This is a genomic window from Vicinamibacteria bacterium (genome assembly GCA_035570235.1).
Lineage (GTDB): Bacteria > Acidobacteriota > Vicinamibacteria > Fen-336 > Fen-336 > DATMML01.
Genome location: DATMML010000083.1, coordinates 119,768 through 139,288, shown reverse-complemented (window position 1 = coordinate 139,288; position 19,521 = coordinate 119,768). Strand labels below are relative to the sequence as shown.

At 68.1% G+C, this 19,521-nt stretch carries 17 protein-coding genes and 2 tRNA genes; 1 reads left to right on the top strand and 18 read right to left on the bottom strand.

Going from position 1 to position 19,521, the window contains the following annotated elements; genetic code table 11:
• A partial coding sequence (locus VN461_15215) for a hypothetical protein (GenBank protein ID HXB56128.1) occupies window positions 1–886 on the bottom strand: 886 nt, incomplete at its 3' end.
• A 268-nt stretch (window positions 887–1,154) separates the two neighbouring features.
• Window positions 1,155–1,230: transfer RNA gene (locus VN461_15210), tRNA-Cys, on the bottom strand.
• A gap of 96 nt (window positions 1,231–1,326) precedes the next feature.
• On the opposite strand from VN461_15210, the gene VN461_15205 reads away from it, so the two are divergent.
• Window positions 1,327–1,401, top strand: a tRNA-Gly gene (locus tag VN461_15205).
• Window positions 1,402–1,439: 38 nt separating this feature from the next.
• Here the strand turns inward: VN461_15205 and cysS are convergent.
• The 16 genes from cysS to VN461_15125 form a co-directional block, all read right to left on the bottom strand.
• The gene (cysS, locus tag VN461_15200; GenBank protein HXB56127.1) at window positions 1,440–2,864 is read right to left on the bottom strand and encodes a cysteine--tRNA ligase; all 1,425 of its coding nucleotides are present in this window, start codon (window positions 2,862–2,864) and stop codon (window positions 1,440–1,442) included.
• Window positions 2,861–4,627 carry a SpoIIE family protein phosphatase gene (locus VN461_15195; protein HXB56126.1) on the bottom strand — a complete coding sequence of 589 codons (1,767 nt, stop codon included), beginning with the start codon at window positions 4,625–4,627 and terminating at the stop codon, window positions 2,861–2,863. Before VN461_15195 ends, cysS begins: the two co-directional genes overlap by 4 nt.
• 11 nt (window positions 4,628–4,638) lie before the next feature.
• The gene (locus VN461_15190) at window positions 4,639–5,145 is read right to left on the bottom strand and encodes an ATP-binding protein (GenBank protein HXB56125.1); all 507 of its coding nucleotides are present in this window, start codon (window positions 5,143–5,145) and stop codon (window positions 4,639–4,641) included.
• A gap of 4 nt (window positions 5,146–5,149) precedes the next feature.
• Entirely contained in the window at window positions 5,150–5,515 is a 366-nt protein-coding gene (locus VN461_15185; protein ID HXB56124.1) for an STAS domain-containing protein, read from the bottom strand.
• A 32-nt stretch (window positions 5,516–5,547) separates the two neighbouring features.
• On the bottom strand, window positions 5,548–6,510 hold the full coding sequence (locus VN461_15180; GenBank protein ID HXB56123.1) for a bifunctional riboflavin kinase/FAD synthetase: 963 nt from the start codon (window positions 6,508–6,510) through the stop codon (window positions 5,548–5,550).
• A gap of 16 nt (window positions 6,511–6,526) precedes the next feature.
• Window positions 6,527–7,759: a DUF4388 domain-containing protein gene (locus VN461_15175; protein ID HXB56122.1), complete on the bottom strand. Its 1,233-nt coding sequence runs from the start codon at window positions 7,757–7,759 to the stop codon at window positions 6,527–6,529.
• 15 nt (window positions 7,760–7,774) lie between these two features.
• Window positions 7,775–9,745, bottom strand: a complete 1,971-nt coding sequence (locus VN461_15170; GenBank protein HXB56121.1) for a tetratricopeptide repeat protein — start codon at window positions 9,743–9,745, stop codon at window positions 7,775–7,777.
• Window positions 9,742–10,143, bottom strand: coding sequence for a DUF1844 domain-containing protein (locus VN461_15165; GenBank protein ID HXB56120.1), 402 nt, complete (start codon window positions 10,141–10,143; stop codon window positions 9,742–9,744). The genes VN461_15170 and VN461_15165 overlap by 4 nt, the downstream gene beginning before the upstream one ends.
• Before the next feature lie 276 nt (window positions 10,144–10,419).
• Complete coding sequence (locus tag VN461_15160) at window positions 10,420–11,739, bottom strand: class I SAM-dependent RNA methyltransferase (GenBank protein HXB56119.1); 1,320 nt, start codon at window positions 11,737–11,739, stop codon at window positions 10,420–10,422.
• Window positions 11,736–12,425 carry a hypothetical protein gene (locus VN461_15155; GenBank protein HXB56118.1) on the bottom strand — a complete coding sequence of 230 codons (690 nt, stop codon included), beginning with the start codon at window positions 12,423–12,425 and terminating at the stop codon, window positions 11,736–11,738. The genes VN461_15160 and VN461_15155 overlap by 4 nt, the downstream gene beginning before the upstream one ends.
• 9 nt (window positions 12,426–12,434) lie before the next feature.
• Window positions 12,435–13,211 carry a type III pantothenate kinase gene (locus VN461_15150; GenBank protein HXB56117.1) on the bottom strand — a complete coding sequence of 259 codons (777 nt, stop codon included), beginning with the start codon at window positions 13,209–13,211 and terminating at the stop codon, window positions 12,435–12,437.
• 2 nt (window positions 13,212–13,213) lie between these two features.
• A complete protein-coding gene (locus VN461_15145; protein HXB56116.1) occupies window positions 13,214–14,023 on the bottom strand; it encodes a biotin--[acetyl-CoA-carboxylase] ligase in 810 nt (269 codons plus the stop codon).
• Window positions 14,020–14,859 carry a carboxylating nicotinate-nucleotide diphosphorylase gene (gene nadC, locus VN461_15140; protein ID HXB56115.1) on the bottom strand — a complete coding sequence of 280 codons (840 nt, stop codon included), beginning with the start codon at window positions 14,857–14,859 and terminating at the stop codon, window positions 14,020–14,022. Before nadC ends, VN461_15145 begins: the two co-directional genes overlap by 4 nt.
• Before the next feature lie 16 nt (window positions 14,860–14,875).
• Complete coding sequence (locus tag VN461_15135; protein ID HXB56114.1) at window positions 14,876–17,509, bottom strand: valine--tRNA ligase; 2,634 nt, start codon at window positions 17,507–17,509, stop codon at window positions 14,876–14,878.
• A 91-nt stretch (window positions 17,510–17,600) separates the two neighbouring features.
• Window positions 17,601–18,974 (bottom strand): response regulator, encoded by a 1,374-nt coding sequence (locus VN461_15130; GenBank protein HXB56113.1) that lies wholly within the window; start codon window positions 18,972–18,974, stop codon window positions 17,601–17,603.
• A gap of 110 nt (window positions 18,975–19,084) precedes the next feature.
• Window positions 19,085–19,516: a cobalamin B12-binding domain-containing protein gene (locus tag VN461_15125; GenBank protein ID HXB56112.1), complete on the bottom strand. Its 432-nt coding sequence runs from the start codon at window positions 19,514–19,516 to the stop codon at window positions 19,085–19,087.
• Between the last annotated feature and the right edge of the window lie 5 nt (window positions 19,517–19,521).

Sequence of the window (19,521 nt, the reverse complement as noted above, 5' to 3'; positions counted from 1 at the left end):
CCACCGGCCTTATCGGGGGCTTTGCTCTTGAGACTTTCGACCGGTTGGTCGCTTGCTCCATGGCCCGAAGGGCCTCGGCCTGCGCTGCTGCCGAAAAGCCAGTCGCTCGCTCCATAACCCAGATGGCCGCGTCCCGCTCCATTTGCGACAGGCTGGCTGCCTGCCTCATGGCCCAGATGGCCGCGTCCCGCTCTACTTTCGACAGGCCGGCTGCTTGCTCCACAGCTCGGATGGCCTCTTCGCGCTCTATTTTCGACAGGCCGGCTGCTTGCTCCATGGCCCGAAGGGCCTCCGCCTGCACTGCCGTCGACAGACCACTTGCTTGCTCCAGAGCCCGCGCCTGCTCTAGCGCCGAGAGGAGGTTCCCGAGAGCGGCCTTCTGGGGGGACTCAGCCGGTGCCTTGTGTGCGGTCGGTTTTGACGGAGGCCCGCCGATCGCTGCGACGACCTGCTGCACGTACGCGATCTTGCCCTTGACCTTCTCGGCGGTGGCCGTCGCCTCTTTGATCAGGGTCTCGAGAAGGTCGGGTAGCTTCTCTACAGCGTCAACACGGTATGCCCTGGGTGCCTCGTTGAAGGGCCATCTCTCAATGCTCTGGTCGGGGTCCGCGGCGTTGCCTTCTCTCGTGCGCAGCGCTATGCCCCACTTGGCCCCGACCTTTGCATAGCCGATCTCGCGCGTCCAGAAGTCGCCCGTGTCGTGGTCGAAGTCTCCGGCAAATTTCACCCAGGCCGAGATGCCGAGATTCAGCGGCTTGAGCGCGGCGTCCAGGGCGGCTACGGGACCGGCCAGTTCATCGGAGATAGTGTTGAGCTGGGCGGCGGCAGCCTTAAGCTGCTGGAAGGAAGTGGATACCTTGTTAGGGAGAGAACTGTCGTTGTCCATGTAACATCTCCTTGAGCCTAGACAAGCTCGTTAGGTCCGTTAAAGTTCTCGTCGCCTTACCGGCGACGACGTTGATGGTGTGCTGTTCGAGTTGCCGTCGCCTCACCAGCGACGTGGTTGGCTTGCCGACTTCCGTCGGCGTTGGCCGCTGCCAACGCAACCGAGCCATATAGTACCACACTCCAGCCCTAGCCGCGCGGACGAGTTAGAGAATAGTTAGAGTCGGTCCCCCTCCGGGCAACGCGTCCGCCGTAACTCATTGGAAGGATGGAGGCGGCGTCCGGATTTGAACCGGAGAATAGAGGTTTTGCAGACCTCCGCCTTAACCACTTGGCTACGCCGCCGCGATCTGGAATCACTATATGAGACTCGCGGATCGCGATCAAGAAGCGGGGTTGACGGAACACCGCCCCCTGGATACGATGGAAGGCGGTTCTAGAGCGGGAATAACTCAGCGGTAGAGTGCGACCTTGCCAAGGTCGAAGTCGCGGGTTCGAATCCCGTTTCCCGCTCCATAATCCCACGCTCCTCAACCCTTTGCGACGGAAGGCGCTCAGCGTCGGCGACGCCACACCGTTCCTTTGGGAGTGTCCTCGAGGAGGATGCCCAAGGCTTCCAGGCTCGCGCGGGCCGCGTCCGCCCTCGCGAAATCGCGCCGCCGGCGCGCCTCCTGGCGTTCGTCGAAGAGCGCCTGCTCTTCGGGGGAGAGACGCTCCTCCTGGGCTACAGGAAGAAAGACTCCGAAGACGGCGTCCATCTCACGCAGCCGGGCCAGCAACAGCTGGGCGCCTTTGGTGGTGAGAGTCCCGAGCGCTACCTCGTGGAAGGCCTCGTTCACGAGGCCGTGAACGGCGGCGAGCGCCTCCGGCGTGTTCAAGTCGTCGGCCAGAGCCTCGTCGAATGCTCGCTTCGCGTCCTCCGCGGTGCGCGCGGTCTGCTCGTGAGGGGGCGCCTTCGAGTCTCCGACGCGGACGGTTTTCTCCAGGAGCTCCCCCGCCCGCCAGATCCGATCCAAGGCCGCGGCCGCCCCTATGAGGCCGTCGAACGTGAAGTTCAGCGGCTTTCGGTAGTGCGCGCTCGCGAGCAGATACCGGATCGCCTCCGGGGAGTGGCCCCGGGCGAGGAGATCGGGGATGGTGAAGAAATTCCCCTTGCTCTTCGACATCTTCTCGTTTTCCACCAGCAGGTGCCGGACGTGCTGCCAGTGACGAACGAATGGCTTCCCCGTGCCGCAGGTACTCTGGGCGATCTCGTTCTCGTGATGGGGAAAGATGAGATCCTCGCCGCCGCAGTGGAGATCGAATGTCTGGCCGAGATACTTCATGCTCATGGCCGAGCACTCGATGTGCCAGCCCGGCCGACCCCGGCCGAGGGGCGCCTCCCAGTGAGCCCACTCCGGCTCATCCACCTTGGCCTTCCAGAGCACGAAGTCCCGGGCATCTTCCTTCTCGTACTTGTCGGTGTCGACGCGCGCCCCCGCCTTTATCCCGGACACGTCCAGCCGCGAGAGCCGGCCGTATTCCGGGAAGCTTGCGATCCGGAAGTACACGCTCCCGTCCGCGTCGTAAGTGTGCCCCCGCGCCTGCAGCCGCTTTATGAGGTCGATCATCTCCGGAATGTGCTCGGTGGCGCGGGGGATGTGTTCCGGCTGCTCCAGCCTCAGGGTGGCCATGTCCTCTTCGAAGGCTTGGATGAATTCCGCCGTAAACGACCGCAAATCCTTACCCGCTTCCTGGGCCTGGGCGATGATGCGGTCGTCCACGTCGGTGATGTTCATGACCTCCTTCACCTGGTAGCCCGCGTATTTCAGGGTGCGACGAAGAAGGTCGGTGGCCACGTAGGTGCGGAAGTTGCCGATGTGTCCCCGGTTGTAGACGGTCAGGCCGCAGACGTACATGCCGACCTGCGGAGGGTTCAAGGGCCGGAAGGGCTCCACTTGCCCGCTCAGCGTGTTGTAGAGGTGTAGGTCCAGCCTCATAGGGCCTTCAGGACGAGGGCGGTCAGGTCGTCCGTACAGCCGGCGGGTCCCGTCCAGTCGTTCACGGCCGCGACCAGATCCCGGAGGGCGCGGGCGGCGGTGGTCGGGGCAGACTCGTGGAGCATGCGACTGATCCGCTCGTCGCCGAACTCCTCCTCCTGCGGCGAGAGGGCCTCGGTGGCCCCATCCGTGACCATGGCCACGAGGTCCCCGGGGGCGAGGCGAACGTGCCCCACCTCATAGGTGGCGTGCTCCAAGAGGCCCAGAACGGGCCCCCCCACCCCCAGCCGATCCGTCCGATCGCCCGTGACCCAATAGGGGGGCACGTGGCCACCGTTCACGTAGATGAGGTGACGCGTCAAGGGGTCGAGCTCCGCATAGAAGAGGGTGACGTACTTGTTGTCCTGAGTGCTTTCGAAGAGGAAGCGGTTCAGGCGTGCCATCAACACTGCGGGCTCGGCGGTGCCGGCCAGGGCCTGCAGGGAGGCGTGGACGGAGGCCATCAGGATGCTGGCGGGGGTGCCCTTCCCGGCCACATCGGCGATGGCCAGCGCCAAGCGTCCCCCGGAGAGGGAGATGAAGTCGTAGTAGTCGCCGCCCACCTGGTAGCAGGCGTGGCTCTCCGCCGCCAGCTCGAAACCCTCCACCCGTGGCCAGTGGCGGGGGAAGAGGCTCTGCTGGATCTCCCGGGCAATCTGCAGCTCCCGGTCCTGCCGCTGTTTCTCGACCTGCACCTGGTGCAGCCGCACGGTCTCCAGGGCAGCCAACGCCTGCCGGGCCAGGGTCTGCGCGAAGTCGCGGTCCTCCTCCGAGAAAGGGGCTCCGGAGGCCCGCTCGCCCAGGGCCAGGAGGCCTTCGACCCGACCCCCGACGGCGAGGGGCACGGCCAGGGACATCCGGGTCCTCAGGAGCCGGTCGCGCAGGGGGCCCCCGGGCAGCTCCGCCACGGGCATGGCCGCGCGCAAGACTTCCAGCACGGGCCGGGCGGCCTCTTCGGGCACGCGGGCCTCCTCTTCGGCCCGGTGGAGCCCCCGCTCGTGGGCCAAGGCCAGGCTGGCCGGACCACCGAGATACAGAGCACAGCGGGAGACCATGAAGTGGCCCATCGCCGTGGTGGCAATCAGGTTCTTGATCGTTTCTTCATCAAAGGTTCCCGTCAACTCTCGGCTGATGTCGAAGAGGTTGTGGAGCTGGAAGACCTTCACGGAGAGCTTCTGATTCACCCGCCGCAACTCGTCGTAGATGAGGCCGTTCTCGATGGGGGCGGCTGTGCAGGCGGCCAGGCTCCTTAGGAAGCCCACTTCCTCGGGTCCGAACGGTCGGCCTTCGGCCCGCGGACCCAGACCGAGGACAGCGATGGTGCGGTCTCCCTTGAAGATCGGGCACAGCAGCTCCAGGCCGAAGGCCGTGAAGGCGGGGCCTCCCCCGGGGTCGGAGCCGCGCCGGAGGACCTCCTCCCGGGGGATGGCTCCCAGCGCCACCGCCGCGGGCGCGCCCGGGGGCAGGCCCCGGGAGGCCTTGACCCGGAAGAGGTCGTCTTCCCCGCGCACGAAGATGCCTCCCCGCCCCACCTGCAGCTCCCCCATCACGATCAGGAGCGCACCGTCCAGGATCTCCTCCGCGGAGAGGCTGGAGTTCAGGGTCGTGCTCAGGTCGAGTAGCGAGATCAGCTCCGACATCCGCTTCAGGAGGGGCGGTTCGCGACCCTCGCGCCGGAACTCATCGAGGGCCCGCTGATACTGGAAGACGACCGGAGTCGGCATGGAAGACGCGCTCAGGCCGGGCCGCCCGAAGGGCCCGGCTTTCGCTTGACGAGGCTGCAGACGTTCCTGCGGGCCGAGCGCCGGAAGGTGACGGAGTCCATGATCTTGCCCATGAGGTGAATGCCCAGGCCACCCGTTCGGCGTTCCGTCCGGTAACGATCGAGATCAACCTCGGGGATAGACCGCAGGTCCACCATGGAGCCCGAGTCCACGACCTCCGCCCGGAACTCGGAGCCGCGGTCTTCCAGGCGGACCTCCACCATGCGGTCCGTGGCGCCGTGGTAGGCGTGCTCCAGGACGTTGGTGGTGGCTTCGTCCACGGCCAAGGCCAGCTGCTCCGCCAGGCCATTCTGGAACCCGGCCGCCTCCGCGATCCTCTTGCTGACGTCCCGGACCAGACCCAGGAACGAGGTCTGGCTGGGGATGCAGAGCACGACCGTGGGCCGGAGCGGACCCGCCCGAGCAAGCGGGGTGGCTCCCCGCCGGGATCGCGCCCCCCCTTTGGCCCCTGTCCTCAAGACCTCAAGCCCCTGGAGCCTCGCCCTGGCGGAAGCTCAGGATCGCCTCTATCTCGGAGGGGAACACCCGGTACAGGTGGTTGAAGCCGAGGATTTCGAAGATGTTGAGGACGGTTTCGTTCAATTCCGAAAGGCGGATGTCACCGCCGTTGCCCCGGACTTCCTCGATCGCGCCCATGATCGCGCCCAGCCCGGCGCTGGCAATGTAGACGAGCCCCGAGCAGTTGACCACGATCTTGAACCGGTTGTCCTTGAGGGCTTTCTGAATCGCGCTCTCGAAGAGGCGCACGGTGTGGGCGTTGATGAAGCCCTGGGGGTAGAGCAGGACGATATCATCGAGCTCGCGGGTCTGGACCTCCAGTTCGCTCATGACCTCGCGCGGCCCTCCGGTTTCAAGCGCGACTATACCGTGTTCTTCGGGGCTTCTCCATGGGCGGCGCCGAGGACGCGCCGCGCCTCCCCGATGTCCAACCGCACCTGCTCGAGGAGGGGCTCCGCCCCCGCGAATTGTCGCTCCTCCCGCAGCCGAACCGCGAACTCCACGCGCAGGCGGGCGCCATAGAGGTCGCCCTCGAAGTCCAGGATGTGGGCCTCGAGGGTGGTCTCCCCGCCTCCGAAGGTGGGCCGCCGTCCCAGATTCACGACCGCGGGCCGGGTATCGCCCCCGGCCCCGCCCAGCCGGCACCAGCAGGCGTAGACCCCCACGCGCGGGAGGGTCTCGTTCTGGGGCTGCAGGTTAGCGGTTGGAATGCCGAGCGTCCTCCCCCGGCCCTTTCCTTCCACCACCGTCCCGTCCACAGCAAACCGGCGCCCCAACAGGTCCCGTGCGGCCTCCACCGCTCCCCGGGCCAGGGCTTCCCGGATGCGGGTAGTGCTGATGGGGGCTCCCTCGTGCCACACCGGCTCCAGACCCTCCACCCGGAACCCCAGGGCGGCACCCAGGCGCTTGAGCTCTGCGAGGTCGCCGGCCCGTCCATGCCCAAAGCGGAAGTTGTTGCCCACCACCACCAGGCACGAGCCCAGGGCCTGCTGAAGCACGTGATGCGCGAACTGCTCGGGGCTTTCGCGGGAGAGCTCAAGCGTGAAGGGCAGGGCCGCTAGATAGTCCACGCCGAGGCCGGCTAGGACCTCCGCCTTCTGCTCCAGGGTCATGAGAGCGGAGGGCGCCCGCTCGGGGCTCAGGACCCGCCCGGGGTGGGGGTCGAAGGTCAGGACCACGCCCGTGCCCCCCGATGCCCGGGCCGCCCGCACCGCCCCCGCCACCAGGACCTGATGTCCCCGGTGGACACCGTCGAAATTCCCCACCGTCACCGCCGGCGCCGGCCAGCCGCGCGGCGACAGAGTGCCCAGGCGGACGATCTCCATGGGAAGGGGTCGGGCTCTAGGGCCTCTCGACGGACAGCACTCTCTCGATGGAGGCGGTCCGGCGCGGCCGGCCCGAGTCGTCCACCGCGCTGATCAGGTAGCCGCTGGGGCCGGGGGCGTAGTGGTAGGGGCGTGACCAGGGGTCTTCGAGGCCGCCCGCGTCCAGGAGGCCACTCGCCACCAGGTCGTCCAAGGCGCGCGGGGGCGCGCCGTGGATCAGGTGGTAGGCGACGAGGGCGCGGTCCAGGCGCTGCAATCGGGAGAGGCTCACACCCTCGAGCAACTCGTCGGAAGAGCCCCCCAAGAGCGGAGGCAGGCCCGTCACCGCAAACGGAGAACGGAGCTGGGCCGCGATTCCGGCCAGGGAGAGGAGGACCACCAGGGCGAGGACCACGAAGCCGGGGATGCCCGACCCCACCGTGTCCGCGACTCCCTCCTCCTCCTCGGCCCGGGCCGTTCCCGTTCCCGCCTTGGCGATAATGTTGCGGTTCAAGAGGTCGAAGAGGGTGCGGCAGACCTCGAACTCGGGGGCGCCACTGGCGTCGATGATCGCCTGCACGCTCCGCGTGCCGTCCACCCTCCGGTAGAGCCGCTCCTCCTCCGGGCTCAGCCGAATCTTGTTGGAGGAGCTGGCCGGCGTCCGTTTGCCCGCGGGGCCCGCCGCGGGGGCTTCCTCGGCCCGCGCCGCCCCCACCTCGATCAAGGAGGGATCCACCGCGCTGCGGAAGACGATGTCCATGGAAGGGATCTTCTTCTCGATGATGGGCCACTCGTCCACCATCCGGATCCCTTCCATGAGAATGAAGTCCGCGCTCATGGGGTTGAAGTTCTCGCGGTCGTAGTCCACGCTGTCGGTGGGGGCAAAGTTGTAGTTCCCGTCCCGCCAGCGGAAGACCTTGAACACGATGTGGGAGACCTGCACCTGCAGCGCGTCCTTCAGGTCCTTGGTCGTGATGTAGCTGTTGGTGGCCAGCACGTGACCGAGCCTCTGCAGGGTCTGCTTCTGGACCTGAAGGGCTTCCTCCAAGCGCTCCTTGCTGAGCTTGCCCTGCTTGACGAGCACGCTGCCCAGGCGGTCCTCCAGCCGTCTGGAGGAGGAGTCGGCCATGACCACCATCCCGTTCTCGAAGGTGACGGCCACGCTCTCTTTCTCGCTGGTCAGGGTCAGGAGGCCGGTCTTCCGTTGCAGGCCGATCAACTGGAAGATATCGGGAAGGCCGAAGTCCTTGATCGTTCCCTCGAGGGCCATGGCTGCTTCAGGACCTCAGGAGTTGCGACCCGGCCGGCCGGCGGGTTGCCCGCGGCGGATGGGCATCAGGACCTCGAAATCCGGCCGTGAGCGGTTGGCGGTTATGTAGAGGGCGACGAGCAAGAAGGCGGCTAGGCCTAGGCCCCAGGGCCGGGCCAGGACAGAGGGAGCCTCGGTGACAGGGAGCACGCGGCCGGTGAGGAGGGAGGCCACGATCACCAAGTACCATAAGAAGGCGAAGGCCATACCCAGCAGCGTTTTTTGGGCGTAGAGATGCCCCGCCCCCGGCGAGATCAAGGACAGGATCCGGAACATTCGGTTGCGCCGATCCTCCTCCGCCTGAACCTCGAGGAGTTTTCGGTTGCGGGCAGGCCCGGAAACGCCGTCTCGGACCACGAAGAGGTGGTGGCACTGGGTACAGAGTCCGGTCACCGCCGTGCCGAGGTGGCACCGGCGGCAGAAGGCGGTGCCACACTTCATGCAGTGCATGGTGAACATCTTCTTCCCCCGCCAGGCGATGACGAGCAGGACGACGAGGGCGAAGACCAGGATGAAGACGCCGAAGCGATTGAGGGCGCCCGCAAGCACCGCGCGCGCGTCGATGTCGCTCACGCTACGTCCGGCCAGGTTCTTCTCCGCCACTCCGTCGGGGGTCCCCGCGAACTTTGCCCAGACCTGGTCCGGGGTAAGACCCAGGTCCACCACCGCGTAGTCCCCCTTGTCGTACCTCCAGAGCCGGTCGTAGACGGCCATCAAGCCCGGAGCGAGCCGATCCGCGTTCGACTTCGCCTCCTGGGCGGGCTGGTATTCGAACTTCTGGAGGTGGGCGAGCGAGAGGTTGTAGAAGAACGTGGCCGCGAGCTCGGGGGGGGCGCCCGTCTCCGTGCCCTGCTTGTAGCGCGCGATCGCGGCCGGGTAATCCCCCCGCGAGAACTCCAGGTTAGCGAGGTTGTTCTTGGCGATCCCGTCGTTGGGGTCGGACCGCAGCAGGTCGCGGTAGAGGGCCATGGCGTCGTCGTAGCGGCCCGCCTTCCTGTATTGGGCGGCGAGCAAGTAGGCGAGGTCTCGGTCCCCTTGGTACCGTTTGCTGGCCGCCTCCAGGTCCGCGATGGCCCGCGAGTCGGGCCCCCCTTCCACCGCCTCCACCGCATCCCAAAACAGCGGGTTACGCGCCGCGAGGAGGCGGGACTCGAGCAGGCTCGTCAACGGCCCCACCGCCAGGCTGCCGACCAAGAGGCCGAGGGTCAGGAGCTTCTCGGTCCGGCCGAAATAGACGAAAAGGAGGGCCAGCCACCACAGCGGAAGCCAACCATAGCCTTGGAAGCTGGCCACGGGCAGCAAGAGAAGGGCCAGATAGAACGCCAAGGCCACCGCCCGGTGCCGCCCCGGCCCCATCGACTCTTCGAGGTCGTGGAGGAGGAGGGTCCCGTTGCGCAGCAACAGAGCCAGCGAAAACACGAGGGTGGTTGCGAACAAGACCAGGAGCCCCACCGGGATCACGAGTTCCAGAAGGTAGTAGCGCCCCCGCGCGGTCCCGAAGCGAGCCAGGGTCCCGGACAGGGTCTCGCTCACGGCGGGCACAATGCCGAGGGGGCCGCCCTTGATGTCGGTCAGGGCCAGAGCGAGATGGCCGTCGGGCAGGTTCGGGGACAGGCCCACCGCGTTGTGAAACAGCTCTTCCGCACGATCGCGCTCGCCCCTGCCCAAGCGGTCGAGCCCCAGGGATACGAGGCCAAGGCCCAGCGTCTCCAGGTTCCCGATGTTCCGCTCGATCCGTAGCCGACGGATTTCACGGAAGATGCGGCGCGCGTTTTCGGTGTCCCCCGCCCGGTCCGCCTTCATGTAGGAGGCCCACAGCCCCTCGAAGCTGCTCACCGTGATCGGATGGGCGGCCCGCAGGTCAATGACCTTGTCGCCCTGGGCCCCCACCGTCAAGGGAGGGAACAGGACCAGGATGAGGAGGCACCGCGCGAGCGACCGCCTCACGCCCCGCTCACCCCCGCGCGGGCCACGTAGCCCAAGCGGAGCTCGTAGAGGACTCCGTCCAAGATCCGGTCCTCTTCGGGGGTCCGACGGCCCTCGGTCTTGTCCTTGAGCATCTCGAGGATCGAGATGAGGGCCCGGGCATCCTGCAAGGCCTCGTGGGGAGAAGGCCCTTCCGCCCCCCCCTGGCCGGACAAGAGGAACCCGGCCTGCGCTCCGAGCGTCAGGATGAACTGGCCAAAGTCGGCCGGCCCGGCCGCCCCCGAGGGAGACGCTGAGGGCGATTCAGCGGGCGAGGCCGGAGCGGGCGCAGCGGGGGCAGGGTCATTCTCCCGAGCCTGTCCGTCGGCGGTGAAATGCCGACGATCATTGACCGCAAAGGGCTTTTGTTCCTGGCTCATACCGCTGGTAGTCGACGCCGGCCCTCGTGGCCTCCGCTTGCGGCGGCTCCCATGCCCGCGGCCAGAGGCCGCGTCGCTATCACCCGCAGGCGCCGAATGTTAGCATAGTTTTCCCGCTTCGAGGTCCCCCTCCCCGTCCCCGGAAACCGAGCGTTCGCGTCGACCGAGCGCCTTTCGCTCCCCCCTCGGGCTGCGGATGCCATCCCGGGTTGGATCTCGCCGGCCCCCGGGGGCCTGGGCTCTGCGAGCGCCGGGCGTAAGGGCCGAGATTGACCCTCAGCCCGGCACCAGGCGGGCAATCGTCTCCAGATGAAAGGTGTCGGGGAAGGCGTCGAAGGCCCGGAGGGCATCGGGCCGGAAGCCCGCCTTGGCAAAAGTCGCCAGGTCCCGCCCGAGCGTGGGTGGATCGCAGGAAACATAGACCACGACCTCAGGGCGGCGGGCCGCGATCGCCTGCACCACCGCCGCCCCCGCCCCCGAGCGGGGTGGGTCGAGGACGATCCGCTCGCCGGGCCGCGCGGGGCAGGTGGCCAGACCTTCGAGTACATCGCCCGTGCGCAGCCGCAGGTTCTTTAGCCCCGCCTGTCGAAAGTTGAAGACCGCGTCGTCCGCAGCGCTGGCGCTGAGTTCCATGCTCAGCACGTCGCCCGCACCCGCCGCCAAGGGCAGCGAGAAGAGCCCGACCCCTGCGTAGAGGTCAAGTACGGTTCCGCCCCCGGGGATGAGTTCCACGACTCCCCGCACGAGCGGCTCGATGAGAAACCGGTTGGCCTGGAAAAACGACTGCACGTGCACGCGGAGCTCACGACCCAACAGGGAGGAGTGCACATAGGGGGCTCCCCGCAGCGAGATGTATCCCCGGGCCTGGCCACGCCCCGCTACCGCCCCCATCCCGGTCAGCCCCGGAGCGCCCTCGGCGAAGGCGAGTAGCCCAACCGCCTGCTGCGCGTCCATCTCCGTCTCGAAGGAACCGACGAGTTCCCGGCCGTCGAGAGACTCCAGGAGGTCGATGCCCCGCACTCCGCCCGCCAGGTCCGGTCTCCGCTCCAGGGCGCCACGCAGGCCACGGGCGGCCCCGTTCATGGCCGCCGAGAGCTGGAGGCAATAGGGTAGGTCCACTACCCGATGGCTGCCCTCCTCGTGGAGCCCGAGATGGAGCGAGCGGCCCCGCGCCTGAAGATGGAACGAGGCACGTGTCCGCCAGCCCTCTTCCGGCGAAGGAGCGATCGGGATCTCCCCCGCCCAGGCCGCGCCCGCCCGCTGCAGGGACTCGCGCAGGACCCCCTCCTTGAGCCGCAGCTGCGCCGCGTAGTCCAGTTCCTGGTAGGCGCACCCGCCACAGCTCGGCGCGTAGGGGCAGGGCGAGGGCCGTCGCTCCCGCGAGCCCGCGACCAGGGCCTCCAGGGTCGCCTCCACGTACCCGGAGCGGACGGCCTCCACCCGCGCCCGCACGCGATCGCCGGGCAGGGCCCGGGGAACGAAAACCACCTGCCCTTGGTGGCGCGCCAGACCCAGGCCCCGGTAGACCCCCTTCTCGACCACGATCTCCACCCGGTCGTGCGGCCGCAGGCCGGCCCCTGCCCCCCGCTTCGTCACCTCTCCGCTTCCCAGGGAGCGGTGGTCGTTGCGGACACCGCGTGGAACAAGCTGAGGCGGGGGAGGCCATGCGTCTCGAGCAGGCGTCGGGCCCGGGACTCGGTGCGGATCTGGTCCAGCACGCGCGCGGGCAGCCGCTCCCGATAGGGCGCGAGCGCGTCCTCCACCTCGCCCCATACATGGGCCACGACCTCCGGGCCCGCGTCCTGCTTGATGGCGTCGAGGAGGAGGGCTTCCCGCCCGCCCAGCCAGGTCTCCACTCCCTCGAGGCGATCTCCTGCGGCGCGGCCCCGGAGGTCCGCGGCGAGCTCACGGGCCACACCCAGCCCGGACTGGCCCAGCCCCCGGGCCCGCTCCAGATCCGCGGCGAACCCCTCGAGCACGGCGTTGACGTCGATCTCCGCTCCCAGGGAGAGCGACCGTGACCAGCGGTCGCGGGCGGCGTCCACCTCGCTGGCGCAATAGGCGAGGCTCCCCACCTTGCGGTCCCGGCTCCACGACAAAGCGTGGCTGTCCAGAGCATCCGCGATTCCCCGGAGGACTACCCGCAGGGGGATTCCCGCCATCCGCCATCTTCTAATGAGGAGCCAATCTGCGTTCGAGAGCAGGAGCGGGTCCCCGCGACGGGAGACGAAGAACTCCTCTATCGTCTGGTAGTACGAAGCCTCGGCATCGGGGAGGGTCACGGGCCGCGGCTACCGCGCGGGCGTCCGGTTGCGGTCCCAGATCAGGCGCAGCCCGGTCAAGGTGAGCACGGGGTCCACGGCTTCAATGGAAGGAATATCGCCGGCCAGGGTCTCGGCCAGGCCGCCCGTGGCCACCGCCTTGACCGGCTCCTGTAGCTCGGTGCGGATCCGACGGATGAGACCCTCCACCATCTCCGCGTAGCCGAAGTACAAGCCGGACTGGATGGAGCCCACCGTGGATTTCCCCACCACTCGACCTGGATGGCGCACATCCACCCGGGGCAGTCGGGCCGCCCGTTGAAACAGCGCGTCCGCGCTGATCCCGATGCCGGGACAGATGACGCCCCCTGCGTATTCGCCCTTCTTGGTCACGACGTCAAAGGTAGTGGCGGTCCCGAAGTCGACCACGATCACGGGACCGCCATAGGCGGCGAACGCAGCCACCCCGTTGACGATGCGGTCCGCGCCCACGTCCCCGGGCGGCTCGTACAGGATCGGCATCCCCGTGCGAACGCCGGGCTCGATCACGAGCGGGTCGTGGCCCAGGTACTCGCGAGACAGAGCCACCAGGACGGGGGTCAAGGGCGGCACGACGCTCGCCAAGGCCACGCCCTCAATCTGCCCCGGTGCGAGGTCGGAGGTGGCGAAGAGGTTGCGGACCAGGATGCCATACTCGTCGGCGGTCTGTTCCCGGCGGGTGGTGAGACGCCAGTGAGCCTTGAGCTCGGCCCCCTGGTGAAGCCCGAGCACGGTGTTGGTGTTACCGACGTCGATGGTGAGGAGCACGCTCATCGAGAACCGGGGTCCCTCAGCCGCAACTCCCGGACTTCGCCGGCAATGACCGGCACCCGGGACCCATCTTCGAGTTCGAGGAGAAGCGCGCCCCCCTCGTCCACGTCGCGCGCCAAGCCCCGGATGGCGGCACCCGCGGCCGAGCGAGCCTCCACCGCCCGCCCCCACCAGGGTACGGAGCGCGCGCGCCACGCGGCCAGCAGGGCCGCAGGCTCCCCTCGAATCAAGTCATCATACCAGACGGCCAAACCCGCCAGAACCCCCGCCCCCAGGGCGGCGGCATCGCAGGCGGTGCCGGTTTCGGCCCGGAAGGAAGTGGCGGTCGCTCTCACCCCCGCGGGCAGGCCCGCGGGGGGAAGCTCGAGATTGATCCCCACCCCGACCACGACCCATTCCAAGCCTGCAACGCCGGCCGCCGATTCCGCGAGGATTCCCCCGAGCTTGCGTTCGCCGATCAGGACATCATTCGGCCACTTGAGCTGGGCGCTCAGCCCTTGGTCGGCGAGCGCGTCTGCCACCGCCACCCCCGCCGCGAGGGGGATGAGACCACCGGGGCGGAAACGGGGCCGCATCAGAACCGAGAGATAGAGCCCCCCCGGAGGCGAGGCCCAGGCATGGCCCTGCCTCCCCCGCCCCGCCGTTTGCTCGTCGGCCAGGAGCACGCTCCATTCCGGGGCGCCCGCCCGGGCCCGCTCCTTCAAGAGATCGTTGGTGGAGCCCAGGCTCGGGAAATGCTCGATGGGCCCCGTCCAGGCGCCTCCCCTCGCCTGGAGAAAACCCCGGAGCCGCTCCGTGGTAGTGGTCACGCCCCCTCGATTTCGAGCGAGATGTCGGCAGCGGGCGCGGAATGGGTCAGCGCTCCCACCGCGATGTAATCCGGCCCGGCCTCTGCATAGGAGCGGACCGTGGCCAGGGTCACCCCTCCCGAGACCTCCACCGGCACCCGGTGCCCGATGAGCGCGACCGCCCGGCGGACATCGGGGGCCGTGAAGTTGTCGAGCAGGAGCATGGTCGCGCCCGCCCCCAGGGCGTCCTCGATCTGCTCGATCCGCTCCACCTCCACCTCGACGGGACGCGCTCCCGCCTCCGCCACCGCGCGCCGGGTCGCCTCGGCGACCCCGCCGGCCAGACGCACATGGTTGTCCTTGACGAGGATACCGGCGGCGAGGTCCGCGCGGTGGGCCTCTCCCCCTCCCGCCCCCACGGCCCTCTTCTCCAGCGCGCGCAAGAACGGCGTCGTCTTGCGGGTGTCGCGGATGCGCACGCCCGTTCCCGCCACTGCCTCCACGAAGCGACGCGTGAGAGTGGCCACCCCCGAGAGGCGCTGAAGGAAGTTCAGGGCCACGCGTTCCCCGGTCAGGATCCCGCGGGCCGGGCCGGACACGAGGGCGAGGATGCTTCCGGCGGGGACGCGCTCACCCTCCCCGGCCCGGGGCGCGAAGGACATCGTTCCGTCCAGAGCTTGGAATGTGGCCCCGGCGGCGTCCAGGCCCGAGACGACCAGGTCTTGCTTTGCCAGCAGCACGCCCCGGGCCCGGAGGTCGGGGGGCACGACCGCCTCCGTGGTCAAATCACGGCCCCCCAAGTCCTCGGCCAGGGCCCGTCGCACGAGGGCCGCGACGTCGGGGAGCTCGAGGGTCATGGGGCCGGGGGGTCACTCATTGGGCCTCGCCCCCGAGTTCGCGGAGCATCTCCTCCACCCTGCGCTTTCGGGCCTCGAGCTCCGCCACCCGCGCCCGGCTCTCCTCGACCACCTCGGGTTTTGCGCGCTCTACGAACTGCGGGTTGCCCAGCCGAGCGCTTAGGCTCCCGAGCTCCCCGTCGATCTTCAGGCGCTCCTTGGTCAGCCGGCTCCTTTCCGCCGCGAGGTCGAAGAGCCCGGCCATGGGGATGTGGATCTCGAATTCCCCCACCGGCTGGACGATCGTCTGCCGGGACCTCGCCGCTTGCGACACGATCCTGAGATGCTCTATCCGACAAAGGGCCGATATCAACGGGCGCTGCTCCTCGAGAAAGGCGAAGCCGGTCGCGGCCGGGGCCAGGAGCGTGACGTCGATGCGCCGTTTCGGATCCACCTCGTAGGTCGCCCGAATGGTTCTAATGGCGGTCACCAGATCGATGAGATCGCTCATCCGCTTGCCGGCAAGGGCCAGCTCCCGCCTCTGCGGAAAGGGCGCGACCATGATCGAGTCTCCGTCGTGGGGGAGCCGTTGCCAGATCTCTTCCGTGACGTAGGGCATGATCGGATGCAAGAGTCGCAGCGATCCCTCGAGCACTTCTAGAAGGACGGTCCGGGTCTCGGGACCGTGCTTTGGATCGGCCAAGAGGACCTTGGAGATCTCGATGTACCAGTCGCAGAGCTCACTCCAGACGAAGTGATACAAGGTGTTGGCGGCCAGATCGAACCTAAACTCCTCCAGGGCTTCCTGCACCAGCCCCGCCGTGTTGTTCAGTTCGCCAAGGATCCATTGGCTGGCCAGGGGGAGCTGGGAGAACGAGTAAGGGGCCCGGTCGCCGTCCAGGTTCATGAGCACGAAGCGCGAGGCGTTCCAGAGCTTGTTGACGAAGGCCTTATAGCCCAGCAGACGCGCTTCGGAGAGTGAAGGGTCGGTCCCCGGCGCGGCCAGGGCGGTAAGGGTGAAGCGAACGGCGTCCGTCCCGTGCTTGGCGACAAGCTCCAGCGGGTCCACGTCGTTGCCCCGGGTCTTGGACATCTTCACGCCCTTGTCATCACGGACCAGACCGTTGAAGAAGACGCGCCGGAAGGGCACGTCATCTTTGAAGCGCAGCCCCATCACGATCATCCGGGCTACCCAGAAGAAGATGATGTCGAACCCGGTCATCATCACGTTGTTGGGGTAGTAGCGCTCGAGATCGCGGGTCTGGTCCGGCCAGCCCAGGGTGGAGAAGGGAAAGAGGGCGGAGGAGAACCAAGTGTCCAGGACGTCACTTTCCTGGGTGAGTTCCTTCCCGCCGCAGTGGGGGCAGGTCGCGGGGTCTTGGCGCGCCACCGTCAGCCGGGAGCAGGCCCCGCACGTCCAGGCCGGGATGCGGTGCCCCCACCAGAGCTGCCGACTGATGCACCAATCACGGATGTTCCGCATCCACTCAAAGTAGGTCTTAGCCGTGCTCGCGGGCACGAAGACGATGCGCCCGTCCTCCACCGCCTTGATGGCTGGCTCCGCCAGGGGGGCCATCTTCACGAACCACTGCCGGGAGAGCCGGGGCTCCACCACCGTCTGACAGCGCTGGCAGCGCCCCAAGGGCACCGAGTGCGGGACCGTCTTCACCAGGAGTCCTTCCGCCGCGAGCTGGCGGACGATCGCCTCCCGGGCCTGAAAGCGGTCCTGACCCGCGTAGGGTCCGGCGTTCTCGTTGAGGACTCCCCGCTCGTCCATAATGTTTATGGCGGGCAGGCCCAGCCGCTGGGCAGCCAGGAAGTCATTCGGATCGTGGGCGGGGGTGACCTTGACTGCCCCCGTCCCGAACTCCGGGTCGACGAAGGAGTCCCCCACCACCGGGATGGGACGATGCAGGATGGGCAGGATCACCTTCCCGCCCAGGAGGGCCCGGTGACGCTCGTCGTCGGGATGAACCGCCACCGCGGTGTCCCCGAGCAGGGTCTCGGGGCGCGTGGTCGCGACCACGACGCCGGGCCCGCCATCCGCCCCCGGGTAGCGGATGTGCCACAAGCTTCCGCTCTCGGCCTCGGTCTCGACCTCCAGATCCGACAAAGCCGTACCGCAGCGTGGGCACCAGTTCACGATGTAGTCGCCGCGGTAGATGAGCCCGGCCTCGTAGAGGGAGACGAAGACCTCGCGCACGGCCCGCGAGAGTTGGGGGTCGAGAGTGAAGCGCAGCCGCGTCCAGTCCAGGGAGTAGCCCATGAGGCGGAGTTGGTTCAGAATCTTGCCCCCGCTCTCCGCCTTCCACTCCCAGACCCTCGCCTCGAAGCTGGCCCGCCCTAAGTCCTCTTTCCGCTTGCCCTCCCGGGCAAGCTGCCGCTCCACCACCAGCTGGGTGGCGATGCCGGCATGGTCCAGTCCCGGCAGCCAGAGCGTGTCGTGGCCGCACATTCGCTTCCAGCGCACGATCACATCCTGCAGGGTGAGGGTGAAGGCGTGGCCAATATGGAGGGAGCCCGTTACATTCGGGGGCGGGATGACGATGGCGAAGGGCGGTTTGCCGGATTCCGGGTTGGCGCGGAAGAAACCGCCCTCGTCCCAGAAGCGGTACCAGCGCGCCTCCACCTCCTTCGGTTCGTAGGCCTTCGCGAGCGGCTCTTTGGACATATCTCCAGTCATTGTCTCGTCCGCGGGGCGGGCATGAGAGGGGTCGGCCCCTTATTCTGAGCGCGGCGGCCCGGGCTGGGAAGCCCGCGCCCTAGGTCCGCTGCAGCTCGGCCTTGAGGCGCTCGATCTCTTTCTTGAGCATGGCCTCGGCCAAGTCGGGGATGACCTCCCAGGCGATCTGGGCGACGACTCTCTCGGAGATCTGGGCGACGACGCGCTGGGCGATCTGGGCGACCATGTCCACGGGAACTGCTACCTCGGCCGCCACGGAGGCGGCCACGGCTGCGGTGTTCACGGCCAACACCTCGTCCCCCGCCACATCCGCGAATGACGGAGCCGCTTCCGCGGCCGCCCAGGGCGGAGCGGGAGCCCGTGGCCCGGTGGGCCCGGGGACGCTCCCTGCCCCCGAGATCATGCGAGGTTCGGGGGCGGAGGTGGCCAGCGCAGGCGGCGCGGCGGGCGGAGGAGGCGGCGCGGCTGCGGGCGGCTCGAAGGCAGCGGGGGCGGGAGACGCCCCGAAAGCACCGGGGAATCCCACTACGTCCTCGTCGACCACCTCCTCAAACTCGGGCTCTGCGGCCGCGGGGGGCGAGGGAGGCGGGGCGGCGGCGGTTGGCGGCTCGGCCAGCGGGGCTGACCAGGAGACGGCCCCCGCTTTGAACATGACCGTGTTCGCGGAATCGGAGGGGGCGGCGGGTGCGGCCAGACTCTCGGACTCCTCGGGCGTCATCGGCAGCAGGTCCCGCGTTGCCGCCGCCTCTTCCGCGACGGGGAAAGTCCGGCGCTCGACGGGGGGAGCCCCGAAGGAGGCGGTGGCGGTGTCGGGGGCGAACGTAGCACCGTCCAGGTCTCCAAACGGCTCGTCCGGGATGAACCTCACCTCCGGAGGGGAAGGCGGGGCGGGGGGTGGCTCGATCCCTGGGGGGCGGACGGCCGCCGTCGGGAACGGTATCAGCTCGGGCGGTCGCGCGGGCGGACCCGGGGGGAACGAGCTCGTGGCCGGGGGGCTGGGCTCGGGCTCCCGAGGCGGGACCGGGAAGGGCTCGGCAACGACCGGTGGGGTGCGCAGCCCGGCGGACGACACGGTTCGGGAGGCCGCCTTCTTCAACAGATCCTTGACCTTGGCGATGAGCGTCTCCGGCTCGAACGGCTTGGCCAGAAAGCCATCACAGCCCACTCGCGCCGCGCGCTCCTGGTCGAAGGGCTCGAAAGCACCCGTCAAGAGCAGGACCGGTATGTGGGATAGGGACGCGTTTCTCTTGATAAAGTCGCAGACCTCGTAGCCGTCCTTTTCGGGCATGATGATGTCGCAGAGCACCACGTCCGGACGTACTTCCTGGACCTTTTCCACTGCCAGACGCCCGTTGCCTACGGTCACCACGTCGAAGTCCTCGTCCGAGAACGTGAGTTCGATGACCTTCTGGATCGTGATGCTGTCGTCCGCTAGCAGTATTTTCTTGCCCATCGCCTGTGGCCCTCCACGCCAAATCGGGCGGCTCTCCGGCGCCGGACCGTCGCACCAAGATAGACCGCTCCTGCCTGTATGTCAAGGATCTATCGGGGCTTGCGCCCCGGTCAGCGGACGGGAAGGGAGGACTCGATCAGCCGGATGACGTCTTGGGTCGAGGAGCCGGGAAGGAACACCTCCGCCACGCCCATCTTCTTCAGGAGGGGGATGTCCTGGGCGGGGATGATCCCGCCCAGGAACACCCGGACCCCCCCGCTCCCCTTGGCCCGGAGGAGTTCCAGAACGCGCTTGCAGATCTGGAGATGGGCACCGGACAGGATGGAGAGGCCGACCGCATCCACGTCCTCCTGCGCAGCCGCGGCCACGATTTGCTCCGGGCTCTGGCGCAGGCCGGTGTAGATGACCTCCATCCCTGCATCGCGGAGGGCGCGGGCCACCACCTTGGCCCCACGGTCATGGCCGTCCAGGCCGGGCTTGGCGATGAGGACCCTGATCTTGCGAGAAGCCAAACCCCCGGGCGGCGACTTTTTCTCAGGCATCGCGA